This is a genomic window from Microcoleus sp. C2D2, assembly GCF_036702495.1.
Classification (GTDB): Bacteria; Cyanobacteriota; Cyanobacteriia; order Cyanobacteriales; family Microcoleaceae; genus Microcoleus.
Genome location: NZ_JAUBTO010000036.1, coordinates 36895 through 59360, shown reverse-complemented (window position 1 = coordinate 59360; position 22466 = coordinate 36895). Strand labels below are relative to the sequence as shown.

Annotated in this window: 25 protein-coding genes; 10 read left to right on the top strand and 15 right to left on the bottom strand. The window is 46.6% G+C overall.

The window, feature by feature from the left end; all coding sequences use genetic code 11:
- Window positions 1-104 precede the first annotated feature (104 nt).
- Both QUB61_RS14415 and QUB61_RS14410 read left to right on the top strand, forming a co-directional pair.
- Window positions 105-980, top strand: a complete 876-nt coding sequence (locus QUB61_RS14415; protein ID WP_333122998.1) for a DMT family transporter — start codon at window positions 105-107, stop codon at window positions 978-980.
- Between the two features lie 146 nt (window positions 981-1126).
- A complete protein-coding gene (locus tag QUB61_RS14410; protein WP_333122994.1) occupies window positions 1127-2050 on the top strand; it encodes a fused MFS/spermidine synthase in 924 nt (307 codons plus the stop codon).
- A 449-nt stretch (window positions 2051-2499) separates the two neighbouring features.
- On the opposite strand, the gene QUB61_RS14405 is transcribed toward QUB61_RS14410, so the two are convergent.
- From QUB61_RS14405 to QUB61_RS14390, 4 genes are all read right to left on the bottom strand, one after another.
- Window positions 2500-2703, bottom strand: coding sequence for a MerR family DNA-binding protein (locus QUB61_RS14405; protein WP_333123021.1), 204 nt, complete (start codon window positions 2701-2703; stop codon window positions 2500-2502).
- A 379-nt stretch (window positions 2704-3082) separates the two neighbouring features.
- A complete protein-coding gene (locus QUB61_RS14400; protein WP_445300163.1) occupies window positions 3083-3307 on the bottom strand; it encodes a MerR family DNA-binding transcriptional regulator in 225 nt (74 codons plus the stop codon).
- Between the two features lie 104 nt (window positions 3308-3411).
- Entirely contained in the window at window positions 3412-3705 is a 294-nt protein-coding gene (locus tag QUB61_RS14395; RefSeq protein WP_333122991.1) for a hypothetical protein, read from the bottom strand.
- 359 nt (window positions 3706-4064) lie between these two features.
- Window positions 4065-4235 carry a hypothetical protein gene (locus tag QUB61_RS14390; protein ID WP_333122989.1) on the bottom strand — a complete coding sequence of 57 codons (171 nt, stop codon included), beginning with the start codon at window positions 4233-4235 and terminating at the stop codon, window positions 4065-4067.
- A gap of 167 nt (window positions 4236-4402) precedes the next feature.
- Here QUB61_RS14390 and QUB61_RS14385 point away from each other — a divergent pair, with 167 nt between their 5' ends.
- The 3 genes from QUB61_RS14385 to speA all read left to right on the top strand — a co-directional run bounded on the left by QUB61_RS14385 (window position 4403) and on the right by speA (window position 9031).
- Entirely contained in the window at window positions 4403-4993 is a 591-nt protein-coding gene (locus QUB61_RS14385) for a DUF3611 family protein (protein ID WP_333122986.1), read from the top strand.
- A 189-nt stretch (window positions 4994-5182) separates the two neighbouring features.
- Window positions 5183-6334, top strand: coding sequence for a helix-turn-helix domain-containing protein (locus tag QUB61_RS14380; RefSeq protein ID WP_333122983.1), 1152 nt, complete (start codon window positions 5183-5185; stop codon window positions 6332-6334).
- Between the two features lie 687 nt (window positions 6335-7021).
- A complete protein-coding gene (speA, locus tag QUB61_RS14375; protein WP_333122981.1) occupies window positions 7022-9031 on the top strand; it encodes a biosynthetic arginine decarboxylase in 2010 nt (669 codons plus the stop codon).
- Window positions 9032-9153: 122 nt separating this feature from the next.
- On the opposite strand, the gene QUB61_RS14370 is transcribed toward speA, so the two are convergent.
- On the bottom strand, window positions 9154-10317 hold the full coding sequence (locus QUB61_RS14370) for an NDP-sugar synthase (protein ID WP_333122979.1): 1164 nt from the start codon (window positions 10315-10317) through the stop codon (window positions 9154-9156).
- A 26-nt stretch (window positions 10318-10343) separates the two neighbouring features.
- Between QUB61_RS14370 and QUB61_RS14365 the strand changes: the two genes are divergently transcribed.
- Window positions 10344-10511: a hypothetical protein gene (locus QUB61_RS14365; RefSeq protein ID WP_333122976.1), complete on the top strand. Its 168-nt coding sequence runs from the start codon at window positions 10344-10346 to the stop codon at window positions 10509-10511.
- A gap of 103 nt (window positions 10512-10614) precedes the next feature.
- On the opposite strand, the gene QUB61_RS14360 is transcribed toward QUB61_RS14365, so the two are convergent.
- From QUB61_RS14360 to QUB61_RS14330, 7 genes are all read right to left on the bottom strand, one after another.
- Window positions 10615-11430, bottom strand: a complete 816-nt coding sequence (locus QUB61_RS14360; RefSeq protein ID WP_333122974.1) for a segregation/condensation protein A — start codon at window positions 11428-11430, stop codon at window positions 10615-10617.
- Window positions 11431-11503: 73 nt separating this feature from the next.
- Window positions 11504-11893, bottom strand: coding sequence for a lipopolysaccharide assembly protein LapA domain-containing protein (locus QUB61_RS14355; RefSeq protein ID WP_333122972.1), 390 nt, complete (start codon window positions 11891-11893; stop codon window positions 11504-11506).
- 200 nt (window positions 11894-12093) lie between these two features.
- Window positions 12094-12918 carry a DUF3153 domain-containing protein gene (locus QUB61_RS14350; protein ID WP_333122970.1) on the bottom strand — a complete coding sequence of 275 codons (825 nt, stop codon included), beginning with the start codon at window positions 12916-12918 and terminating at the stop codon, window positions 12094-12096.
- Between the two features lie 221 nt (window positions 12919-13139).
- Window positions 13140-14444 (bottom strand): TldD/PmbA family protein, encoded by a 1305-nt coding sequence (locus QUB61_RS14345; RefSeq protein ID WP_333122968.1) that lies wholly within the window; start codon window positions 14442-14444, stop codon window positions 13140-13142.
- Between the two features lie 161 nt (window positions 14445-14605).
- Entirely contained in the window at window positions 14606-15211 is a 606-nt protein-coding gene (locus QUB61_RS14340; protein WP_333122966.1) for a hypothetical protein, read from the bottom strand.
- Between the two features lie 79 nt (window positions 15212-15290).
- Entirely contained in the window at window positions 15291-15812 is a 522-nt protein-coding gene (locus QUB61_RS14335; RefSeq protein WP_333122964.1) for a tetratricopeptide repeat protein, read from the bottom strand.
- A gap of 47 nt (window positions 15813-15859) precedes the next feature.
- A complete protein-coding gene (locus QUB61_RS14330) occupies window positions 15860-16219 on the bottom strand; it encodes a single-stranded DNA-binding protein (RefSeq protein ID WP_333122961.1) in 360 nt (119 codons plus the stop codon).
- Window positions 16220-16550: 331 nt separating this feature from the next.
- On the opposite strand from QUB61_RS14330, the gene QUB61_RS14325 reads away from it, so the two are divergent.
- From QUB61_RS14325 to mreD, 3 genes are all read left to right on the top strand, one after another.
- Complete coding sequence (locus tag QUB61_RS14325) at window positions 16551-17558, top strand: rod shape-determining protein (RefSeq protein ID WP_006632285.1); 1008 nt, start codon at window positions 16551-16553, stop codon at window positions 17556-17558.
- 87 nt (window positions 17559-17645) lie between these two features.
- Window positions 17646-18452, top strand: coding sequence for a rod shape-determining protein MreC (gene mreC / locus QUB61_RS14320; protein WP_333122958.1), 807 nt, complete (start codon window positions 17646-17648; stop codon window positions 18450-18452).
- A complete protein-coding gene (gene mreD, locus QUB61_RS14315) occupies window positions 18449-19015 on the top strand; it encodes a rod shape-determining protein MreD (RefSeq protein ID WP_333122956.1) in 567 nt (188 codons plus the stop codon). The genes mreC and mreD overlap by 4 nt, the downstream gene beginning before the upstream one ends.
- A gap of 56 nt (window positions 19016-19071) precedes the next feature.
- Here the strand turns inward: mreD and QUB61_RS14310 are convergent, their stop codons facing one another.
- On the bottom strand, window positions 19072-19863 hold the full coding sequence (locus QUB61_RS14310) for an HAD family hydrolase (RefSeq protein WP_333122953.1): 792 nt from the start codon (window positions 19861-19863) through the stop codon (window positions 19072-19074).
- 250 nt (window positions 19864-20113) lie between these two features.
- Between QUB61_RS14310 and argB the strand changes: the two genes are divergently transcribed.
- Window positions 20114-21025 carry an acetylglutamate kinase gene (gene argB, locus QUB61_RS14305; RefSeq protein ID WP_333122949.1) on the top strand — a complete coding sequence of 304 codons (912 nt, stop codon included), beginning with the start codon at window positions 20114-20116 and terminating at the stop codon, window positions 21023-21025.
- A gap of 522 nt (window positions 21026-21547) precedes the next feature.
- Here argB and QUB61_RS14300 read toward each other — a convergent pair.
- Window positions 21548-21844 (bottom strand): hypothetical protein, encoded by a 297-nt coding sequence (locus tag QUB61_RS14300; RefSeq protein ID WP_333122947.1) that lies wholly within the window; start codon window positions 21842-21844, stop codon window positions 21548-21550.
- Entirely contained in the window at window positions 21831-22124 is a 294-nt protein-coding gene (locus QUB61_RS14295; RefSeq protein ID WP_333122944.1) for a BrnT family toxin, read from the bottom strand. The genes QUB61_RS14300 and QUB61_RS14295 overlap by 14 nt, the downstream gene beginning before the upstream one ends.
- Window positions 22125-22466: the final 342 nt, after the last annotated feature.

The following is a 22466-nucleotide window of genomic DNA, read 5'->3' as shown; positions in this document are numbered from 1 at the left end:
TTAGTCATTAGTCATTAGTCATTAGTCATTAGTCATTAGTCATTAGTCATTAGTCATTAGTCATTAGTCATTAGTCAGTCAACCCTCAACCGTCAACAGATTTTATGGGTGAAATCGCCGCTTTAAGCGCTGCATTTGTCTGGGCTCTAGCTTCCACCATCTGGCAGCGAGTGGGACAGCAAATCCCCGCAGTGGTGCTAAACTTGCTCAAAGGGGCGATCGCCCTTTTCATGCTCCTTGCCACCGTACTAATTTTAGGCAGATCTTTACCAGCAATCAATCCCCATATTTTAGCAATGCTGCTCATCAGCGGCGCCCTAGGAATTGGCATCGGAGACACAGCTTTCTTTCTCGTATTAAAATATTTAGGAGCGAGGCGAACGCTGCTTTTAGAAACCCTATCTCCCCCTTTAACAGCTTTATTTAGCTTAATATTTTTGCAAGAAAACTTATCGCCCATTGCTTGTACAGGCATTCTTTTAACAATCTGTGGCGTAGCTTGGGTAATTGCCGAACGAACAGCCGAAACAACCTTACCATCAAAACATCTTTGGCAGGGATTAGCCATTAGTTTATTAGGACAAACAAGCCACGCCGCCGGAGCAGTTTTATCCCGCGCCGCCTTCACTCAAATAGATATTGATCCCCTGTGGACAGCAGCCTTGCGTTTGAGCGGCGGCCTCGCAGTCATGCTATGCTTCTTGAACCCAACAAACCTTGACACTTTCCAACAATTAAAAGCGCCAAAAATATTAGGTGCAATAATTTTAGCAGCTTTTTTAGGAACCTATCTCGGAATTTTCCTGCAACAGACTGCGCTGAAATATGCACCCGCAGGAATAGCTCAAGCACTCATTTCTACCAGTCCCCTATTTATACTGCCTTTAGCGGTGCTGGCGGGAGAAAGAGTGAGCCTTCGGGCTGTTGTGGGCGTAGTGGCTGCGATCGGCGGAATCTCGCTATTATTGGGTTTGAAGTGATTCGATCTGAGACTTGAGATTTAAGCTTTTAGATGTGATACCAGTTCCCAAAAAGAATGAAACTGTAGGTCTGCTCCCAACCATGATAGCGATCGGTGATTCCCCAATCTCCAATCTAAAATCTAAAATCTAAAATCTAAAATCGTATGACTGATTATAAAGGCGATCTGCCTCCTAGCAAGTTAGCACTTATTAATCAACAAATAAATTGGCTTCAGCAACAGCCAGACGGCATCCTATTTCAACAAAACTCCGGCGACAACTGCATAGCAGTAAAAAAAATAAACTCATGGCTACTACTGCTTTTAGCAGACAGAGAAACCTTAATCACAAATGTAGCTCAATCAATCCTAGACCTCAACAATCCACTAAATTTAATCTTTCCCTATTCCCGAGCCGTGCTGCTAGCATTAGTCTGGAAAAATTTACCAAAAAACATCTATGTAATTGGATTTGGTGGCGGCACCCTCCCCAGTTTTTTTCACCACTATTTCGCTAACGCGATCGTCGAATGTGCAGATATTGACCAAAAAGTAGTCCAAGTAGCTCAAAAATTTTTTTGCATTCAACTCGACGACAGACTCAAAGTAGCCATTCAAGACGGGCGCGAATATCTAGCCCAACAAAATTCCACAGTAAAAAACGATATAATTATCGTGGATGCTGGTTTTGGCAGCGGCTATATGCCCTATAGGTTGGTGACACAAGAATTTTACCAACTGTGCAAAACTCGCTTGTCAAGCGCAGGTGTTCTAGTTGTCCACCTGTTCCACAAACAAGAGTTTAATGCGGCAGCGGTGAAAACGATTCAAACTGTGTTCGCACAAGTTTATATATGCAATTTAGAAACCGGCAACAGCGTTGTCATTGCGACTAATACTCCCGATTTAGCTAAAAATGAAATTTTCTTGAAAGCCGAACTTATTCAAGATTTCCACAATTTAGAATTTTCCTTAATAGAAATGTCGCTTGAGCTAAAAAAAGTAGCCGAATTGCCGGAATGGGTAAAAAATTGGGAAACGCTGCCAATTTTTACAGATGCTGAAATACCCCCAGGATATTTGGACTGATAAATAGATGACTGAGGTACCCGCCCACAAAAAAAGCGGGTTTTTTAACCGATATAGAGGGCTTTAACCACGTATTTGGTTGAAAAATCCGGTTTCTGGCCACCCGTGGGTAAGTCCTCATACTCAATCTGAATCAGTCAATAGTTGATATTAGCGAACATCGGTCTAAAAAATACTTGACATTGAAATTGCGTCAGTGTAATATAGAAGTAGTGCAAATAATTAAAAACATGAGACTAAAAAGTTGGGAGTCTCCCCGCAGCGAGGGCAGAAACTCCAAAGGCAAAGGCGGCTCAGCCAGGGCTCGGCAACTCAAAAAGCAACAGCAAACTCTGCGAAAACAGTTAAAAGTTCAACACGATCGACCAAACCACCAACAAAAGCACCAACAAAACCATCAAGGGAAGGAAACCGATAATTCCTTCCCTTATTTTGTATCTTTCTGCTGCTCAATCCCGCTGAATGTTCGGACAAATCGTGCGAGTGATGGACTCCGGCGAGGGTTGCTCTTGCCAACAGTTGAGAATGCCTTGCAACTCCCCCTTCAAAGTTTCTAAGGCTGCAATTTGCACGGAAATTTCCTCTACCTTCGCCGTTAGATGCTGCTTCGCTTCAGAGCAAGGCAACTCTCCCCGATCGCGAACTTGTAAAATATCCTTAATCTGCTACACAAAACTTGGCTAAACTTATTTAAGTCTCACCCTTCAATCAGAATTACTTCTGAAGGGTCTGCTTCCTGTTTCATCCAAGGGAGTCGGCTCATTCTTGTCCACAGGCGTTAATTCGGGTGTAGCCCACCCTAATTTAATTAATCTTAGTTGAAGCTTTTAGCCATTAGTCATCCACTATTTTCAACCAATTTAACGAAACGCGGACTCCCGTTCGACCTTGTAACAGGCTGGTCAGTTTTGACAAAACTGTGGTTTACAAACCAGATAATTAAGCCTTTTTTAGGCATTGGTGTAATCATACGGCCCAGAATGTTAATCAGTCAAGTTAAGTATGACCAACTTTTGTAAACTTTTTGGCAATTTAGTCCATCTCCTGAAGGCTCAAACCCAGAGTCTGAGATCGTTTAATAAACGCTAACCTGTTGAATACCGTTTCGCCAAACAAGCGATAACCAGCGGGCGAGCGCTCCACCGCAGGAGACAGCAAGCCCATCTCCTCATAGTAGCGAACAGTTTTCACCGACAAACCGCTACAGGCAGCTACGGAGCCAATTTTGTAGAGTTTCTCGGCAACAGAAATATTCATAAACCAAGCATCCCAGATCGAAAGACTTTTCTGGCCCTATGTTTTACTGCATCAGATGCAGAGAGTCGATCGCCACCTCGCCGGGCCCCCATTGCCCGGTAATCTTAATAAGGAGGATTTTTTTTAGACACGTTAAGCACGGGCAACTGGGGTCGAGAAGACTGAGGAGGAAGATAGTATTCGGCAGCAGGTGCGGGTTGTTCGGCTCCTGAGCGGTAAATTTGCCACCAGCGGAGAGCCATCGCCACCCCAGCGGTACCCAGCCCAAAAGCCAATAAAGAGCCACTCGCACCGATGCTGCCGATGGCTGCATCGACAACGCCCACTGTCACAACAAAGCTGGTAATTGGCTCTTTACGGTAAGCTGACCTCAAAAGTCGCGTCCACGAAGCATTCATTTGGTTTTACTCTGTTCTATATTTATTTACAATCTCTAAAACTTAGAGTTGGCGGAACGATCGGGATTTCTAGCAAGGGAGACTAGCTTCACCTAAATTCATCTTCTCGCCTGTGGGGAATTGTACGGGAGCGAGGCCAAATTGCCAAGCTTGTCAAATCAAAATTCCACCCGATATACAACACCTCCAAAAGCCAGCTCTTAGATTCGGGGAACCGAGCTCTCTCGACAGAGTAGTCGCTCGGCTTGTCTGTAATTAATATTTTAATCAATTCCCGAATTTGTCGCGGTCAGCAGAAGTGACACCCGCTGCGGTTCCAGTCAAAACAAAGTGTGAGGCTGACCGCGCCATTGCTAAAATTAGTTGAGACCTAACCAGGACAGCAACCCCTGCCCTGTGAGATACTCGATAATTAAAGTTAAAGAAAAACCGATCATCGCGGCTCGACCGTTAAGGCGTTCCGCGTAGCTGTTGAAGCCAAACTTTGGCTGTCCCAGTTTGGGAGTGACGGTGGGTTGTAGTTGTGTCATTGCTTTGGGTACCTTGCGATCGACGCTATTCAAATGTGAAATCCAATGTTAGTTACAATTCTTAAACATTGCTACTTATATTATAAAGAGGGTTAACCGCAGTCAACCATCCCCGAAGAGAAAAAATTGCTGCCCACTAAAGCCACTTAATTATACCCGCTCAAAATATGACTAATCAGTTAGATAACGATAAGCTTCCTGTTGCCGTACAGCGAGTAGCCTTTGCCCTTCGTACAACAGGCTGGGTTTGCTTCTGGGTACAGTTAGTGCTAGCGGTGGTAGCGGCGATCATTTTGCTCTTTGCCATCCCCTTCGCCATCCCCAGTGCTACCGTCCCTGGGCGTTCAAACAGTGCCGGCACCGGCGGCGGCGTATTTTTTGCCCTTTGCGGGCTGGCCGTACTCGCTTACAGCGTATATCGCTCTTTCCGCTTCACCCGCTTGTCGAGACAACTGCGATCGCCCGCTAACGCTGTCCGCCCCAAAAAAGCAGACACCATCAAAGAGGTGCGGCTGTCACTGATGAGCAACTTGTCAGGAATGGTGCTGACGCTGATCGGCGCAGAAGCCATCAGCGGCACGCTTTTAGCCAAATCTCTAGCTCAGCCGCAAGCCTTGTTCGGTGCCGCAGTCGATGTGGGCCGATTTATTCAGCCCCTAGACATATTTGTGGTACTCGCCAATACTCACGCCACTGTTGCCCACTTTGTCGGGATTTTCGGGGCTCTTTGGTTGCTCGATCGCATTCACAAGCAATAGAAAATTGGCATCGGGCATCGGGCATCGGGCATCGGGCATCGGGCATCGGGCATCGGGCATCGGGCATCGGGCATCGGGCATCGGACACTCTCCCCCACTCGGACACTCTCCCCCAACCGACATCCGGAATCACTGCCAACCTGTCGAAGAACGTACTCAGATACCTTCTAGTAAGACAAGATAAATATCATGGCACTGAAACCCGAGGCTTATTTTGGGGTGACAGATCACGCAACTATTGAAATTCCTCAAGAAAATTTTCGTTCTGTCCTCAGCCAAATAGAAGCTGAACTCCTCTGTAGCGACACCTATAGCCAGGCTCTAGCTAGCTTGCAAACAATGTTGGGCTCAGCAGCCTCCGCTGCCGAAATTTTAATTAGAGCAGTTAGCAGAGAAGCCGTCAAGCTCGCATTTGACCTGTTTCCCAAAGAAAACAAAATGGAACTGCAACTAGCCGGAGAGAGTTGGGCTACTGTAAGTCCCGCCTTTGGGACGGAGACAGAATTTAAAGAATTGGAGCCACCAGTACCTGTTCCTGTGTTCTATTGGCGCAGCGCTAGTGTGGAAGCGCCAGCCAAAACCGAATCCGACACTGAAAATTCTGCTCAAGACAGTAACACTTCTGAAGACAGCAAGGAAGCGCCCCAAGACGAAAATAAAATCGAGTCGGCTGCACCGGAAACTGTCACCGTCCCCGGAAAATCCTTCCCAGGGTTCGGTTTTCCCAAGAAGCCGAAAAAACTCACCAAGGAAGAAGAAGCAGCAAAAGCAGTTCAACAGCGAGAAGAGTGCCTGCGGGAGTTGGGTAGAGAATTGCGCAAGGGACGGCAAGTTCGCTCCCTATCCCTCCAACAACTCCACAGTCAAACTCTCGTGCCGCTGCACCACATCGAAGCGATCGAAAATGGGGAAATCGAGAAACTGCCCCAAGATATTTACGTGAGAGGTTTTATCCGCAGGCTCGGCGACGCCTTGGGACTAGACGGTAGCGCGATGGCGAATGCTTTGCCCAAACCTGCTGAGAGCCCAATTCCGAGTATGTATGTGTCTGTTGCCGATTCCGAGTCAGCCGAAGGCTTTCAAATGCGTCCGGTGCATTTGTACGTCGGCTACACCGCTTTGATGGCTGGGGCTGTAGGGGGTTTGGGTTGGCTGTCGCAGCAACCCCTGATGCCAGGAGCACAGGCAGTACCTCAAACGCAGGTGACACCGCCAGCCTCAGTTGCACCGGCTCAGAAAAGCCAAGAAAAAGCACCTCAACCGGGTTTGAAGAAGTCTAGCAGGCACGGGGAAATGATTGTGGGGGCTGACATGGCGCCGCCGGAGGTGATTTTTGGTTAGTATGTGTCGGGCGATCGATCGCCCGACAATACTCCTGGCCTAGGTCCGGTCTCAAAAACGCGGTTTCCTGGCTTACCTGCATATGGATACTTGCTTGAAGACTTGACATCCTCGCGCACCTCAAAGGTACGGGAATTCCCAAACATCACTATTTGGGTTTGTGCTTCAAAGCAACTGCAGCTGAAGAAAGAAAGAGATTTGGTCTTATGTTCGCTCCACAGACGCTCCACGGTGTGTCCCACCGCAAAAAAAAGGAAACAAAGCAATGCTTATTCAGTTAACGTGATTCAGGGATGTTTGCCATTGCCCCTCACGCTTATCCTGGTGTGCCAATTTTTCTTCGCCGCTGCGAGTCTCGCAGGCTTTGGTGTTAGGCTTTATGTCTCCATTGTCCAGGTGGGCCCCCGACCACAACTATTGTACAGTGCATTAAAAAGCCGTCTTAGAAAGACGGAGTTTCAGCCCTCCGCTTCGCTCCGCCCATTTTTTTGATGAGTGGTGGAGAGCGATCGCGATTTAAATTTTAGTTCAATCTCCCACTTTCATCGATCTGTGGAGTCAAATCTCACATCTCAAATCTCAAATCGTCCAGCCTTGCACCCAAAGTGAATTTTAAACTGCATCAGGAAACTCGATATGTGCGATAAACTATCTATTTGACCACTGCTAATATAGGTTTCCGATAAGATGAGTTCCCCAGCCACCGCTGCTTTCTCCGATGTCGATCCGCTATCTACTCAGTCCCCAACAGTCACGAGTTTGGCGGCACCAGACAGTGCTTTGGTAACGGCGGCTCCACTGCCACAAAAATCTTGGACAATAGAAGAGAGTGAGAAACTCTACCGAATTCAAGGTTGGGGCGAACCGTATTTTTCGATCAATGCAGCCGGTCACGTTACTGTCTCTCCCAAGGGCGATCGCGGCGGTTCCCTCGACTTATGCGAACTGGTAGAATCCCTCAAACAACGAAATTTGGCTTTGCCCCTGCTGATTCGATTTTCTGATATTTTGGAAGACAGGATCGAGCGCTTAAATTCGTGTTTTGCCAGAGCGATCGCTCGCTACAATTACAAAAATGTCTATCGCGGTGTCTTTCCAGTCAAATGCAACCAGCACCGACAATTAATTCAAGATTTGGTGCGATTCGGTCAACCGCATCACTTCGGATTGGAAGCAGGCTCAAAACCGGAATTAATGATAGCTTTGGCGACCTTAAAAACCCCAGGCGCTTTGTTAATTTGTAACGGTTACAAAGACCGGGAATACATCGAAACTGCTATTTTGGCGCAGCGGCTAGGACAAACTTCCGTAATTGTGCTGGAGCAAATTGAGGAAGTAGAACTCGCAATCGCCGCGAGCATTGCATTAGGAATTAAACCGATTTTGGGAGTGCGAGCAAAACTCACTACCAAAGGCGTTGGCCGCTGGGGAGGCTCCACGGGCGATCGGGCAAAATTTGGCTTGACAATTCCTGAAATTATCCGCGCAGTCGGCGAACTAGAAAAAGCTGGAATGCTCCATTGTTTGCAATTACTGCACTTCCACATCGGCTCTCAAATTTCCTCAATTAGCGTCATCAAAGACGCCATTCGAGAAGCCAGCCACATTTATGTAGAATTAGCTAAATTGGGAGCTAATATGAAATACTTGGACGTAGGCGGCGGACTCGGCGTTGACTACGACGGCTCTAAAACAAACTTCCACGCTTCCAAAAACTACAATATGCAAAACTACGCTAACGACGTAGTAGCGGGAGTGAAAGATGCCTGCGACGAGCGGAAAATCCAGGTACCAATTATCATTAGCGAAAGCGGGCGGGCGATCGCTTCTCACCAATCAGTGTTAGTTTTTGACGTACTCGGTACTAGCGATGTCCCCAGAGAAGTACCAGAACCAATAGACGAAAACGCACACCAAATTCCGCGCAATCTCTACGAAATTTACCAATCTATCAGTCCCGAAAATTACCAAGAAGTTTATCACGATGCTATCCAATTCAAGGAAGAAGCAGTCAGTTTATTTAACTTAGGCTATTTGGGAATTGCGGAACGGGCGAAAACCGAACAGTTGTACTGGGCTTGCTGCAATAAAATACAGGGGATCGCGCGGCAAAAAGAATATGTATCGGAGGATTTGGAAGATTTAGAAAAGGTGATGGCGTCCATTTATTACATCAACTTATCTGTTTTCCAGTCCGTACCGGATAGTTGGGCAATTAACCAATTGTTCCCAATTATGCCAATTAACAGACTCGACGAAGAACCAACTCAGCGCGGTATTTTAGCCGATCTCACCTGCGACAGCGACGGCAAAATCGACCAATTTATTGATTTGCGAGATGTGAAGTCGGTTTTGGAACTGCATACTCTCAAACCAGGAGAACCTTACTATTTGGCGCTATTTTTGGGAGGTGCTTATCAAGAAATTATGGGCAACCTTCACAACTTATTCGGCGATGCAAATGCAGTTCACATTCAGCTAACACCTTCTGGCTATCATATCGAACACGTTGTGAAAGGAGACACTATGAAAGAAGTCCTCAGCTACGTACAGTACGATGCAGAAAGTTTGGTTGAAAGCATCCGCCGTCAGACAGAAGCAGCTTTGCAGCAAAATAAAATTACTCTTTCGGAGTCCCAACTTTTGCTGCAAAATTATGAGCGGAGTCTCAGCCAATATACTTATCTTCAGTCTTAAAATGTAGGGTGCAACCTAAGCACCTTACCAGAATTGAAAGGTGAGATAATAACCGTAAAAGTAGGGTGCGCACTGCGCACCTTACCTTGAGTAATTAGCAATTAGCAATTAGCAATTAGCAATTATGCACCATTAGCGAGAATTTCAGATATCGCCCGCCGCTCTTCTCCGTGTTGAGTCGGTAAAACTTGGCGAGCGTCAGTAATCAGCCAATCGAGAGCCGCCGCTTGCAAATCGATCGCAGCCCCGGTTTTATCAACGCAGTAGCGCCCGAACACCAGTTTGTCAACTAACCGCACATCGGAACCCAAACGGGAATACTCAAAAATCACGCTGTTTTCCACAGTCGCGCCACTGCAAAGCCAACAATTTGGGCCGATCATTGTCGGGCCGACAATTTTTGCTCCATCCTCAATGATCGTCATCCCGCCAATGTAAACAGGCCCAGTAATATCAACCTTATCCCAGTTGACAGCTACATTCAAACCAGTGTAAATGCCGGGGCGCACTTCTATTCCCGGAATCGAAACATTTTTAACTTGTCCGAGCAGTACGCTCTGAATTGCCCGCCAATAGTCAGGAACTTTGCCGATATCCACCCACTCAAAGTCCATGCTAATCCCGTAAAAAGGCGCGCCTTCTGCTACTAGCGCGGGGAATAACTGGGAACCGATATCGTACTCCTGGCCCGAAGGGATGTACTTGAATATTTCGGGTTCAAAAATATAAATACCAGTGTTAATGTCGGTACTCAAAGCTTCCTCTACAGAAGGTTTTTCTTGGAAAGCTTGAATTTTGCCAGAATCGTCTGTTACCACCACTCCGTAACTGGGAACCTCCTCGCGGGGAACCGATTTCATAACAATAGTAGCAATCGCCCCTTTTTCCCGATGCCACTTCACAGCAGCAGTCAAGTCCAAGTCAATCAAAGCGTCGCCGCACAGCACAACGAAAGTATCGTCAAAAAACGGCGAGAAGTCCTGAATCCGTTTCATGCCACCAGCAGAACCGAGAGCCTCTCCAATCATTTCTCCCTCCTCAATTCGCCCTTCAAAAGAATAGGCAATTTGTACCCCAAACTTTTGACCGTCGCGGAAGTAGTTTTCAATCACGTCGGCCAGGTGGGAAACATTAACCATAATCTGGTCAAATCCGTGCTGGCGGAGCAATTCAACCAAAAACTCCATCACTGGCTTTTGCAGGATGGGAATCATCGGTTTGGGTATTGTCTGAGTAATGGGACGGACGCGAGTGCCTTTACCGGCCGCCAGAATCATCGCTTTCATTATTAACTTCCTCAACCCTGTGTTAATTGATATCAACTCAACAATTAGATGCTAGCGGTTGCGATCGAATCGATCCATCGCGGCAAAATCCTGACCTGTTTATAGGCGACATCGTACCAGGCTATCAATCATTTATTCCTAATTTACCTAGATTTAACGAACCAGAAATCAGAAATAATATCAAGTCCGGGTGAATGCACGTACAATTGCCGTAGGAGCGGGTTCGCCCGGATAGCTCTCAAGAGTTCGAGAGACTGGTAAACCCGCCCCGAAACCCGATTTGATGCCGCTCCAAGCTCAAAGCGCCCGGATTTTGAGGTCTTGGTAAAACTCCTCTTGAAGCAACTCTACTTTAGACTGAGCCGACAGCAGCAACAGCGCCCAAAAAATGCCTACGCGGTCATAATTTGACAAGTGAACTTCCCCAGTCGATACCGGGAGTTCTGGGTTGATAGGAGAGTGCAAATCGTTATGATGCCAGAGTTCTAGCAATTTGTCCAAGTCGAGCCAACCCTCGTCTATTTCCGGATCCCGCTGAGCCAGAAACCGTTCGAGTTCGCTAGCAGTTTCTACGAGATTTTCTTGGTGAGCTAGCTCAAAGATAGCCTGGGCCGCTTGCGATCGCATTTTTGAGGTTGGGCGACGCCGGGGGGTAACTGTCTGCTCCATTGCTGCTTTCATGAGCTGCAACTGCTCAATCAGTTCTGGGAGAGTCACCGGGCGTTTTTGCGGTAGTTGAGCTACACCGCGACGGCGCAATTGCCGCTCCAAATGCTGAGGCAAGTGTCGCCCTCCTGAGTGCTCTGCGTCTTCTAGCGTCGCCTCGTCGGCCGAGTCGGGATTGGCGGGGGGTTCTGAGAGGACGATACTTTCTGCTTTGAGCAACACCAGCATTGAAGCGTACAAAAACGCTTGGCCGGAGTGGGACAAATCGGAGAAATCCTTACTCTGATCTGCATCGCAGGCGTTAGTAAGCTTGCTCAGACATCGATCGAACACTTCAATTACCTTAACGTCCCAAGGATCGATTTCTCCCCGTTCTGCTAGGTCAATTAAAATTGCGATCCCCTCGGAAATCGTTTCTAAGCCATTTTGGTCTCGGGAAACGGCCATTCGATTTTTGATTTTTGATTTTAGAGCTTAGATTTTAGATTTTCCCTCTCCGAAAATGAGAGAGTATATCAAGTTAATTTGCGGTCATTGAAGCCGCTTTGACCTCAGTCGCTGCTGTTTCTAAACTTGTAGTTTCTGCACTTTCTAACAAAGGTTGTTTGGCTTCTACTTCTGCTTTATAGCGTTCGATATCTTGTTCTAATTCCTGAATCCGCTGCTCTTTTTCGCGAACTTGGCGGATCTGTTGGCGCGACGCGAGGGTTCGCTGCATTCTCGACCACAGACTGAACAGCCACGCTAGAATTGCTCCCAATCCGGTCGCTACAATTAGTTCTACGCACAGCGGAGCTTTAACTTGGACGCCTTTGATAACTTGAATTGCGGTTGGCTGTGTATTTTCGATGCTGAAAAATACTAGAGCCAAGCAAATCAGAAAGATGAAGAAGAAATTTAGCGCTCGCATTTTCTCTGTTCCTAATTCTCAATTCAGGTTAAGTAAATTCTTAGCCATTTGTCAACTGTTTTTTGGCATATCCTGCCATTTTTTTTGATAAGATCAAATCTGGTCAATTAACCATAATATCCGGGGATGGGCGGGTTTATTGGAACTCTGAGAGTTGATTGAAGAGATTGGTTAACCCGCCCCTGCCGGACATATCCTCTTTAGGTTTGACCGATGTTTTGGGGTTTCTTCCCGATTCCCAGCGCTGGCAATATTTGATATTTCAAAGCAATGCCCGCCGCCACAAATAAGGCAATAATCAGCGCCCCAATTCCTACGGGACTGGGAATCCAGAATATCGCCTCCAAATAGTTAATTTCCCCGGGTTTGAGCTTCCAAACTAACTGTTTTCCCTGCTGATAGCTTTCGGGAACCAGCGCACCGGCGACAGTTTCAATACTTTTTGCGCCCCAAGGCGTGTTCAAGCTAAAGTCTAGCTCCAAAAGTCCCCCCGGACTCAGCAGCAAACTGCCGTTAGAAGACAGCAGAGAAAGAGAGCGCAAATCCAATTCCAAACTCAACCGATTTCGCAGCACCAATAACAAATTATTCTGCTTGACATTCAGGTGAGATTCAAACTTCGGCAAATCGGTTTCTAGGGGACTTGCAACCCGAGATTGTGCAGTTTGTGCGATCGGATTGTAAAATTGGTTGAACTTGTCTTGCAACTCGGCTCCATTATTGAAAGGAATCCTCACGAGAACTTCTGTCTGGGAAAGCCGTTTAGTTTTTCCGTCCAGCAACCTCACCCTGCGTTCTACGCTTTTCAACCATTCTGCAACTGTGTCGCTGCTGAAGCTCGTCAACCTTTCCCCTAGTTTAATGTGCTGCACGATTTCGCCGCGAGTTTGACTCTCAAAGTTGACCCCGACATCGTACTGAACGCATCCAGTCACTAGAGTTAAAAGGCAAAAAACCAAAGGTAAAAGAAAGAAAAAATTCTTTTTCTTCTTCCCAGTTCCATCCTTGACATTTTGCTCTTTCATTATACATTTTTCCCTATTTTTACCTATTTGCATGAATTAGCAAAGCGTTGAATTGCCGACACTGTTTCTATGTTTGTTTTGCACGTTAACTGGTTCCTAGGCTCTGCCTGGGAACCCATGTCCAGAGGCTTTGCCTCGCAAGCTTTCATCCAAATTCGAGGCAGAGCCTCACGATATGTATTACCAGGCAGAGCCTGGTAAGGAGTAAAACCGCACTGAACTTATTGCCTGGAAGCTACACCCAAATGTTGAAACAGCATACTCGGCAAATATGCGGCACCGCCTACCCATTCGGCTTCGCTGCTCAAATCTGCCAAATTTTTAAAGGCTTCAAAAATGCTGCCTGCCACCATTGTATTCTTGACGCGGCCGACAATTTTGCCTTTTTCTACTTTATAGCCTAAGTCCAAATTGACAGAAAATTCGCCAGCTAACTGATTGGACTGACCTGCTCCTAAAACCTGCTCTACTATTAGACCTTCGTCCATGCTAGCAATCAAGTCTTGAGTGGCGGTATTTCCTGGGGAAATGCAAAAGTTAGTCAAATCAGGGCCTGGGCGAGACAATCCGCCACGAAAACCGTTGCCGGTTGATTGTACACCGGCGCGAGCGGCCCACCTGCGATCCCAATAAAATCCGGTGACAGTACCTTTGTCTATCAAGATTTTGCGGGTGGTGGGGGTACCTTCGTCGTCAAAGGGACAAGCCGAAGGGCCTAAAGTGGGGTCTTCAAAAAAGGTAAAGCGTTTGTCAAATAAGGTTTCGCCGATTTTGTCGGCTAGGGGAGAGGCTTTTTGAACTACTGTTTGACCTGAAAGGATGGTATCAAACAAGCTGCCTAGGGTGCTAGCGGCGGCTCTGGGGGTAAATAATACTGGGTAGGAACCGCTGGTGATGGTGGCTGATTGTTCGGCGAGGCGGTATTTTTCGAGGAGTGATTGGAGGATGCTGTTGGTGTCTAGGGGGCGATCGCGCGCTACGTCGTAACTGTATGCTTGCATAAAGTCTTCTCCCTGTACCAAATTTCCCGCGATCGAGCCGCTGACTATTTGGCTGCTTCTTTCGGCATACAGGTCTTGCGTGGTGGCAATTTTCACTCTGCCGCTGCGGACGTGAAAGCCGACATCTACCATAATATCGGGATTGTAGGCGTGAACTTGTTCGATGAGGTTTTTGCCGTTTTCGACTAATTCTTGAGTTGTGGGTGGAGTGTAGGTGGTTTCCGGACCTTTTAGGTGGAAGTTGGAGGCGAGTTCAAATTCGGCTGGGTCGCCGATTTCGGCTGTTTGAATCGCTGCATCGACTAAATCGTCTATCCGCGTTAAATCTGTGGAACTAGCAAAACCGATTTTGCCATTGTAAATCAGCCGGAGTGCTACGCCTTGCAGTGCTTTGGTTTGCAGGGATTTGAGGCGATTGTTTTCAAATTCGATGGGGGTGTCTTGACTCGACAGGTAGTATACTTCAGCGGCATCGGCGCGCCCAGATGCCAATTTCAATATCTGTTCTATGGTGGAATCGCTCACAATAATCGCCTTTGTGGTTTGGTCTTTTTTTTATTTTAGCAACTACACGACTTACGCGGAATTCCTTCTATTTTGACACTATCTGTAGTAGTAAGGTGCGCGGCCCGGCGCACCCTACAAGTATAGTTTCTACGTAAGTGCTGTATAAAGAGGCGCAAGTTCTATAATTGTAATTCACACTGTTGAAAAACATAATTAACGGCTGCAAACAGTCGCTCTAAGTCCTGAATTGTATAGAAAAATTTATTTTGAGTAAACATTTCTAATTTGAGCTTGCCAAACTGCCACATTGCCCCATTAGAAACACTACCCAAGATAGTTTGTTCCGGTTCATTGTTAAGTGGCTGCACGGCGAGCATTTCTGCCAAACACTGCCCCCATCTTTCATCAAAGACGCTTTCTTTCTTGGCTTCAACTAATATGAAATAGGGCTTGTCAAAAACTACTGTGCCGAGGGGTGAGCGCTTCGCCAATATATAATCTGGAATTCCGGACAGATTCTCATTATAGACTAAGGTTTGGTGACTCCAGAGGAGAAAATTACTTCGATAATTTTTCCAAACTTCTTTTAATACAGGATAAATGATATTTTCACAAATGGCGATTTCCGAGTTGTCAAATACTCCGTCATTGAAAATCAATTCTAATTCATTCCGAAAAACTTCGCTGACTGCAAATTCTGTTTCGACAATGAAATTATCCCGCAGGTAATTAATTTGGAATTCTTTGGCGACCGCGCTGATACTTTTATAATTGCTAAAAAGCATTGCTTAACTTCTCTCAGTAGCGGTAAGGTGCGCGGCCCGGCGCACCCTAGAGATAGAGTTTGTGCGAAGGAAAAAATGATTAATAACTAATAAATAAGCAGCCTAAAATTAGCCCGATCGCAATTAACGCCACCCAGATAAATCGATTGTCTTTCGTATTAACCTGACTCAAATCTACAGGCTCTGGTACGGCTGGCTTGGGTTTAGCGTATTTGATATCAGCGTTTGGATTGGCTTGAAAACTGATTGATTGATTTTCATCTAAAGCTGCCAAATCAGGGATTTTCACCATCCATTCAGGAGGGATAGTGAGTTTGGGAGCTTCGAGAATGAACAGCAAGCGCTTTGCTTGTTGGCGGGTTTCTTGGCGGGGATGGCGGGTGAGCTTGCGGCAAAGCTCGATCGCCCTTTCTGTATTGCCAGAGGCTTCGTAGGCTGTCACTAGCCACATCTGCACCTCACCGCCCAACCGGGAATTTCGATCGACTAAACCGGTAGCTGTTTCTAAACTCTGCACAGCTTGAGCATACCGGCCACTCTCAAAAGCTACTTGCCCAGCTTGGTACTCAGTTTGAACAATTTCTAACTTTTCTGAAGTCACGAGCACCCACCCAATTCACAAATATTACTTCCCCAATTCCCCAAACATTAAAATTCGCTGTGGTTTTGCGACATACCCGACTCGTTGTCGCGTTTGGAACCCAGCAAGTCTAACTGGTCTACTCTAATTACTGGCATTGAGCGATTAGCTCCTGTACTGCGGTCTTGCCAGCGATCGAACTTCAAAGAGCCTGTCACCCCAATTTGAGCGCCTTTGCGAACGTAATCAGCAGCGATTTGCGCTGTTTTGCCCCAGATTTCTAGAGTAAACCAGTCTGGTTCGTCGTTATTGCGGGATCGTCTTCTCACTGCCAGCGTCAACTTGCACTTAACTGTACCCGACTCAAAATACTTTACGTCCGGGTCGCCGCCGACGCGGCCTACTAAAGTCACAACATTAAGACTCATAAACTTTTTGGGGAATGTGGTCGATCGGTGATGTAGTTAAACAGTCAACACGCGCACTAGCCTCCAAACTGAAATTGGAACAGCGCTTGTGAGGGCTTCATCCTGATTTTACACCCAGTTACCAGAACATATTGATGGTGGATGATTGGCGAGTCTGCGCTCAACAGCTCGCTCGACAATGTACATTTCTGACTAGACTCAGGATGAAAAACGTAATAGAATCCACCTCGGTTACACTTTTGTAACAACATTATTGCACACAATAGTATTTTAGTTTTGGGGGGGGTACGAATCAGTGGGTCTTCTCAATCGATTTTCGTTATCTAGAGATATGGGTATCGACCTCGGTACTGCTAACACGCTCGTTTATGTATCCGGCAAAGGTATTGTTCTGCAGGAACCTTCTGTAGTGGCGATCGACCAAGATTTAAAAATACCGCTGGCTGTTGGAGAAGAAGCTAAAAAAATGCTCGGGCGCACGCCAGGGAACGTCATAGCACTGCGCCCGCTTCGCGACGGGGTAATCGCAGACTTCGATACGGCCGAACTGATGCTCAAGACTTTTATCCGCAGGGTTCACGAAGGCCGAAGCTTAGTTTCGCCGCGGATAATTATTGGCATCCCCAGCGGTGTCACCGGAGTCGAGAGGCGTGCTGTCATTGAGGCGGCGACTCAGGCCGGTGCTAGAGAAGTGCGGTTAATTGATGAACCCATCGCTGCGGCGATCGGAGCTGGACTGCCTGTGGCTGAGGCGACTGGCAATATGATTATAGATATCGGCGGAGGTACGACGGAAGTTGCGGTTTTGAGTTTGCAAGGTACGGTGATCAGTGAGTCTGTGCGGGTAGCCGGCGACGAACTCAATGAGGCGATCGTCCAATACATGAAAAAAGTTCACAATTTGGTCATCGGCGAACGCACTGCTGAAGAAATTAAGATTCAGGTTGGTTCTGCATATCCAACTCCAGAGGATGACGACGTAATGATGGAAGTGCGAGGCTTGCACTTACTGTCTGGTCTGCCGCGAACTGTTACGATCAAAGGCCCTGAAATTCGCGAAAGTATGTCGGAACCGCTTTCAGTAATTGTGGAAGCTGTCAAGCGTACTTTGGAACGCACCCCCCCGGAATTAGCAGCAGATATTATTGACAGGGGAATTATGCTGGCTGGTGGTGGCGCGCTGATGAAAGGTTTAGATACTCTGATCAGTCACGAAACAGGAATTGTCACTCACGTGGCGGCCGATCCGCTGTGCTGTGTGGTTTTGGGAACTGGTAGGGTATTGGAAAACAAACAGTTGGAACGGGTTTTCAGCGGGCAGTCGTCGCGCAATATGTAGTTAACTAATTTGGGATTTTGGATTTAGAAATAGGGCTGCCATCTCAAATCTAAAATCCTGACATAACAATTTTAGAATACTGAAATTATGCTAAAAAATACATTCCGCAAGTGGTGGGATCTGCGACTGCAAATTGCTCTTTTAGGTTTAGCTGTAACTGCCGCTTGGGGAGTTCGACAAACACAAGGTGCTGCGCTGTTTGAAGTTTACAATTTGGTGACTCGTCCGTTTCAATCCAACGGCTCGGGGCAAGAGCAGCTCATCTCGGCGCGCACTCAAGAATTGCAAGCGCAACTATTAGAATTAGAAACTCAAAATCAGAAGCTAAAAGAGCTTTTAGGTTACGTTTCGGCTAAGAAACCTCCAGGGATTGTAGCTCCTATTGTCGGCCGCAGTGCCGGCCACTGGTGGCAGCAAGTAACTTTGGGGCGCGGCAGTAACGATGGTATCAAAACAGATTTTACTGTGATGGGTCCCGGCGGTTTGGTAGGTCGGGTTGTCAGCGTTACTCCTAATACTAGCTTGGTGCTGTTAGTCAGCGACGCTACGAGTCAATTGGGTGTGGGAATTACCCGCACTCGCCACATGGGTTTTATGCGCGGGAAAGGCGGAAATCAGGCTGTGATGGAGTTTTTTGATAATGTTCCCAATGTCAAGCCTGGGGATGTGGTTTCAACTTCTTCTTTCAGTCAGTTGTTCCCTCCTGGTTTGCCGGTGGGAAAAGTGGTTTCGGTGGATATGAATAAAGCTCCGGCTCCAGAAGCTGTTGTTGAGTTCTCTGCACCGATGAATTCTCTGGAGTGGGCGGTGGTTTACCCCCACTCTAAGCAACCCGAATCAAAGGATTCGCAGAGTCAATCTTCTGCACCATCTGGGGGAGTACAGCAGCAATGAAAGCTTTATCTCGGATGTCTTCGCGATCGCGCCAATTTCTCAACTTCGGCGTTACATTTGTTTCTGTAATGCTGTGCATACTGATATTGCCTACTCGGATGCCGGGAATGGAATTGCTGGGAATTGGGCCCAACTGGCTGTTAATTTGGTTGGTAGCTTGGAGTATTAAGCGGAAACGTACAGTTTGGGGAGCTGCTAGCATGGGCTTGGTTTTGGGGTTTCTTCAAGATGCGATGACGGCTCCTCATCCTACCCACGCTGTGAGTCTAGTTGTTGTAGGATTCTTAACAGTTGTTTTGCAGAAAACCTGGTCGATTCCGGCAGATATTGTTGAGAGAGATCCGATTCCGATCGCGTTAATTGTGTTTGGGATGGCGGTGGTAGCGGAAACGGTGATGGGGCTGCAATTTTTTGCTATGGGCGATCGGGCATTACTGGAAGTTTGGACCTATCACCAGCGAGTGGCTTTGTGTTCTGCTATTCTTAGCAGTCTTTGGGCTCCGGTAATTTATTTTCCCCTCAATCGCTTGTGGGAAATGACCAGGAATTTAGAAAAGCCTTAGTCAGTCAACAGTTAACTGTTGACTGTTAACTGTTGACTAATTACTCTTAACTGTAGTCATTCTACTATTACTTGTTGGCCCGAACCTAATAAGTGATGAACGGCAATAATCAAGTCGCTGAGAATTAAATTAGGCTGATGCTGTTGCAGTTGATAGCGGCTGCGAATTCCGCAGGTAACGGCAATTGTAGGTATTCCCAATGCTTTTCCTGCGAGGATGTCTGCTTCTGTATCTCCGATCATCCAAGCCGAACCCAGCGATGACTCAAATTCTTCTGCAACTTCAGCCAACAATTCTGTTTTTAAGGCTGTATAGTTGTGATAGGCTGCATCGGGCATCTGAGTGCCGCTAATGCAGGTAAACAGTCTGGCTAAACCGTAATTTTGCAACAGTTGAACGGCTTGATTTCTCGGCCGCAGGGTGACTAAAATCAGGCGCACGCCGCGGGAGTGCAGAAGTGCGATCGCCCATTGCACTCCCGGCTGGATGCGATCTAAGTGCAACAAGTCTGGCTGATTGACAATCCGACTCACGCATCCGAGAAAAACGTGAATTTCTTCTCCCGACAAGCCTGAAATTTTGGCTATTTCAGCATCGGGCACTCGGTTTTGTTTCATTTGCCAAAACTGCTGTTTGCTGAGGATTTGGAGGTTGAGGTTGATTCCCCTAGCAACATAAGCTGCTTGAGTGTCGGCTAATCCCTGTTGATATGTGGCGTAGTAGCGATCGGACACATCGACTATGGGCCCGTCTAAATCGCAAAATACTGTCATCCGGGGGGAGGAGTCAGCCTCTAATGGTAGCTTGTACTGAAGGTTTTCGGAGTCTTGGGCGACAGCAGTTAACATAAAACGTTAAGTAAATCAAGGGAGTTATACATTTCTTGACTTTAGCAAGAAATGTATAAGTTATAATACAAAATTTTAAATGAAATTATTAAAAAAACCTATTAAAATTTTGAGGATTGGGCTCAATAAGGGCGATCGATCCAGCCTGCGCGTCGATAACTTCCAGGGAAAAAGTGATTTTTGTGGCTGTTGATATGTGCCTTAACCATTAAAGTTTAGAATTAAGTTTTTAGTCTTTTGTAATTTACCCATGCTCAAACAAAGCGATTTTGTTAGGAATTCGGACACTAATCGAGTAGAGGTGCTGTCCGAAGCACTGCCTTACATTCAACACTTTACTGGTCGCACCATTGTGGTCAAATATGGCGGTGCGGCGATGAAAGATAGCAGTCTCAAAGACAAGGTGGTTCGGGATATTGTGCTGCTAGCTTGCGTGGGGATGCGTCCGGTTGTGGTTCACGGCGGCGGCCCGGAAATTAATCTTTGGCTGGAAAAATTGGGAATTGAGCCGCAATTCAAGGATGGTTTGAGAGTGACTGATGCGGCGACGATGGAAGTTGTAGAAATGGTTTTGGTGGGGAAGGTAAATAAGGAAATTGTTTCGTTAATCAACCAAGCTGGCGGCAAAGCAGTGGGATTGTGCGGCAAGGATGCCAATCTTATTCAAGCTCGTCCGGACGGCCGGGAGGGAATTGGGTTTGTTGGTGAAGTCAGCGGCGTGAAAATCCAGATTTTGGAGTCTTTGGTGAACAGCGGTTATATTCCGGTGGTTTCCAGCGTGGCGGCGGATGAAAAAGGTCAATCTTACAACATTAATGCTGACACGGTGGCTGGGGAAATTGCGGCTGGTTTGGGAGCAGAAAAGTTGATTTTGATGACGGATACGGCGGGAATTTTGGAGGATTATCACAAGCCCGAGAGTCTGATTGCTAAGTTGGATATTCAGGAAGCGAGACAGTTGGTTGAGTCGGGAGTTGTGTCTGGGGGGATGATTCCGAAGGTTAATTGTTGTGTGCGGAGTTTGGCTCAGGGTGTTAAGGGTGCTCACATTATTGACGGTCGAATTCCTCACGCTTTGCTGCAAGAAATATTTACGGATGCGGGGATTGGGTCGATGATTGTTGCTTCTGAGTTTAGCAGCGCGAACTTAAGGCCTAAGTAAGGCGTAAATCCTAGGGTGGGGAAGGGCGGGTGCGTGAAAGGGGTAAACTCGCTGCGATCGCGTATATCCTAACTAAACCTGCCCCTACCCACTTTTAGAAGGTACTTCTGGGAAATTACTTCAACTAATTCTAACCCTGCTTTGATTTTAGCTTTTCTTAAGCTCTCATAAATATCTGAAACTTGGGGATTTTGTTGCTATTCTGAAGCCTGTTTCAAATACGCGATTAACGCTCTTGGAATCGGAACACGCTTCTATTTCTAGTTTACTAGCCGGACTTGTGGGAACTATTTTTAAAGTGTCTGATAGGGGAAAGGAATGTCAGTATTTAGTGAAGTTTGCTGATAGTCAAGGGTTTGAATATGCTATGGTTCCTTTGAAAGTAGAAGAAATTTTAGTTCTGCAGTAGCAAGTCGCTGTGGCTGAGAAATGTGAGGGGAAGAGAAGTTAGATAAGGGCGATCGCACTTTGGGAAGGAAAGGGCGATCGCCTTTTAGTTTGGTAATTAAATCGCGCCATCATTTAACGTGCAGTTTCAGCTTGAATTTCTCGAATAATAGTTGATATTTCTTCGGCTGACTCCAGGTGTCTAGCCAAAACTTGAGCAGTTTTGTCCAGCAAGCGTTCTGAAAAGACTTTAGCTAAGTCTTCCCGTAAGCCTTGCCCTATATAAAACTTAAGCAATGCTTCTACAGACATATCTCGATTTGCCGCTATTTTCTCAAGTGATGCTAAAGTATCTATTGGAATGTTTAGCGAGACTATTTCCGCTGTACGAGGTCGCAATTGCAATTTTATTTCTTCTTCAGAATTGTTCATATAGTTTCCTTTCTGTGCGGGTTGCAGGACGGGAAGAAATGATGCGTATTCGCAAGCTGCGTTCTACATAAACAACCAGTAATAGGCGTTGAGTGCGGGAGTAACCCAGGATAAAGTTACGCTGTTCGTCATTAGCCGTTGCATCTCCCTCCTGATAGAAGGGATCGAAGAAAACTTCTGCGGCTTCTTCAAAGCTAACGCCATGCTTTTCTAGGTTAATCTGGAATTTGTTTGTGTCCCATTCAAACTCAACGCCTTGCAGTCTGTACACACTATCCATGCTTCGATATTAACATTATTTAAATAAGAGCGATCGCACTTTCGGAAAAAAAGGGCGATTCCCTACGGGATAGCTACGCACGCGCGTACTTTAGGACAAAGAACAATTGCGCTACGCCCAAAACATTATCAGACAGGACTGATGCACTCCGACTAAAGAAACCGGGTTTTTTACCGAATCTGCCGGCTATAACGAAGTATTTTGATAAAAAACCCGGTTTCTGGGCCTCATGGGTACAATCAAAGCTTCGAGAGGGCGATCGAGCTTTGAGAAGTCTTCATAGATACCCACTTGCCTGACTTACGCAAGCTAAAGATGAATCTTTCGGGTCATTCACTCCGG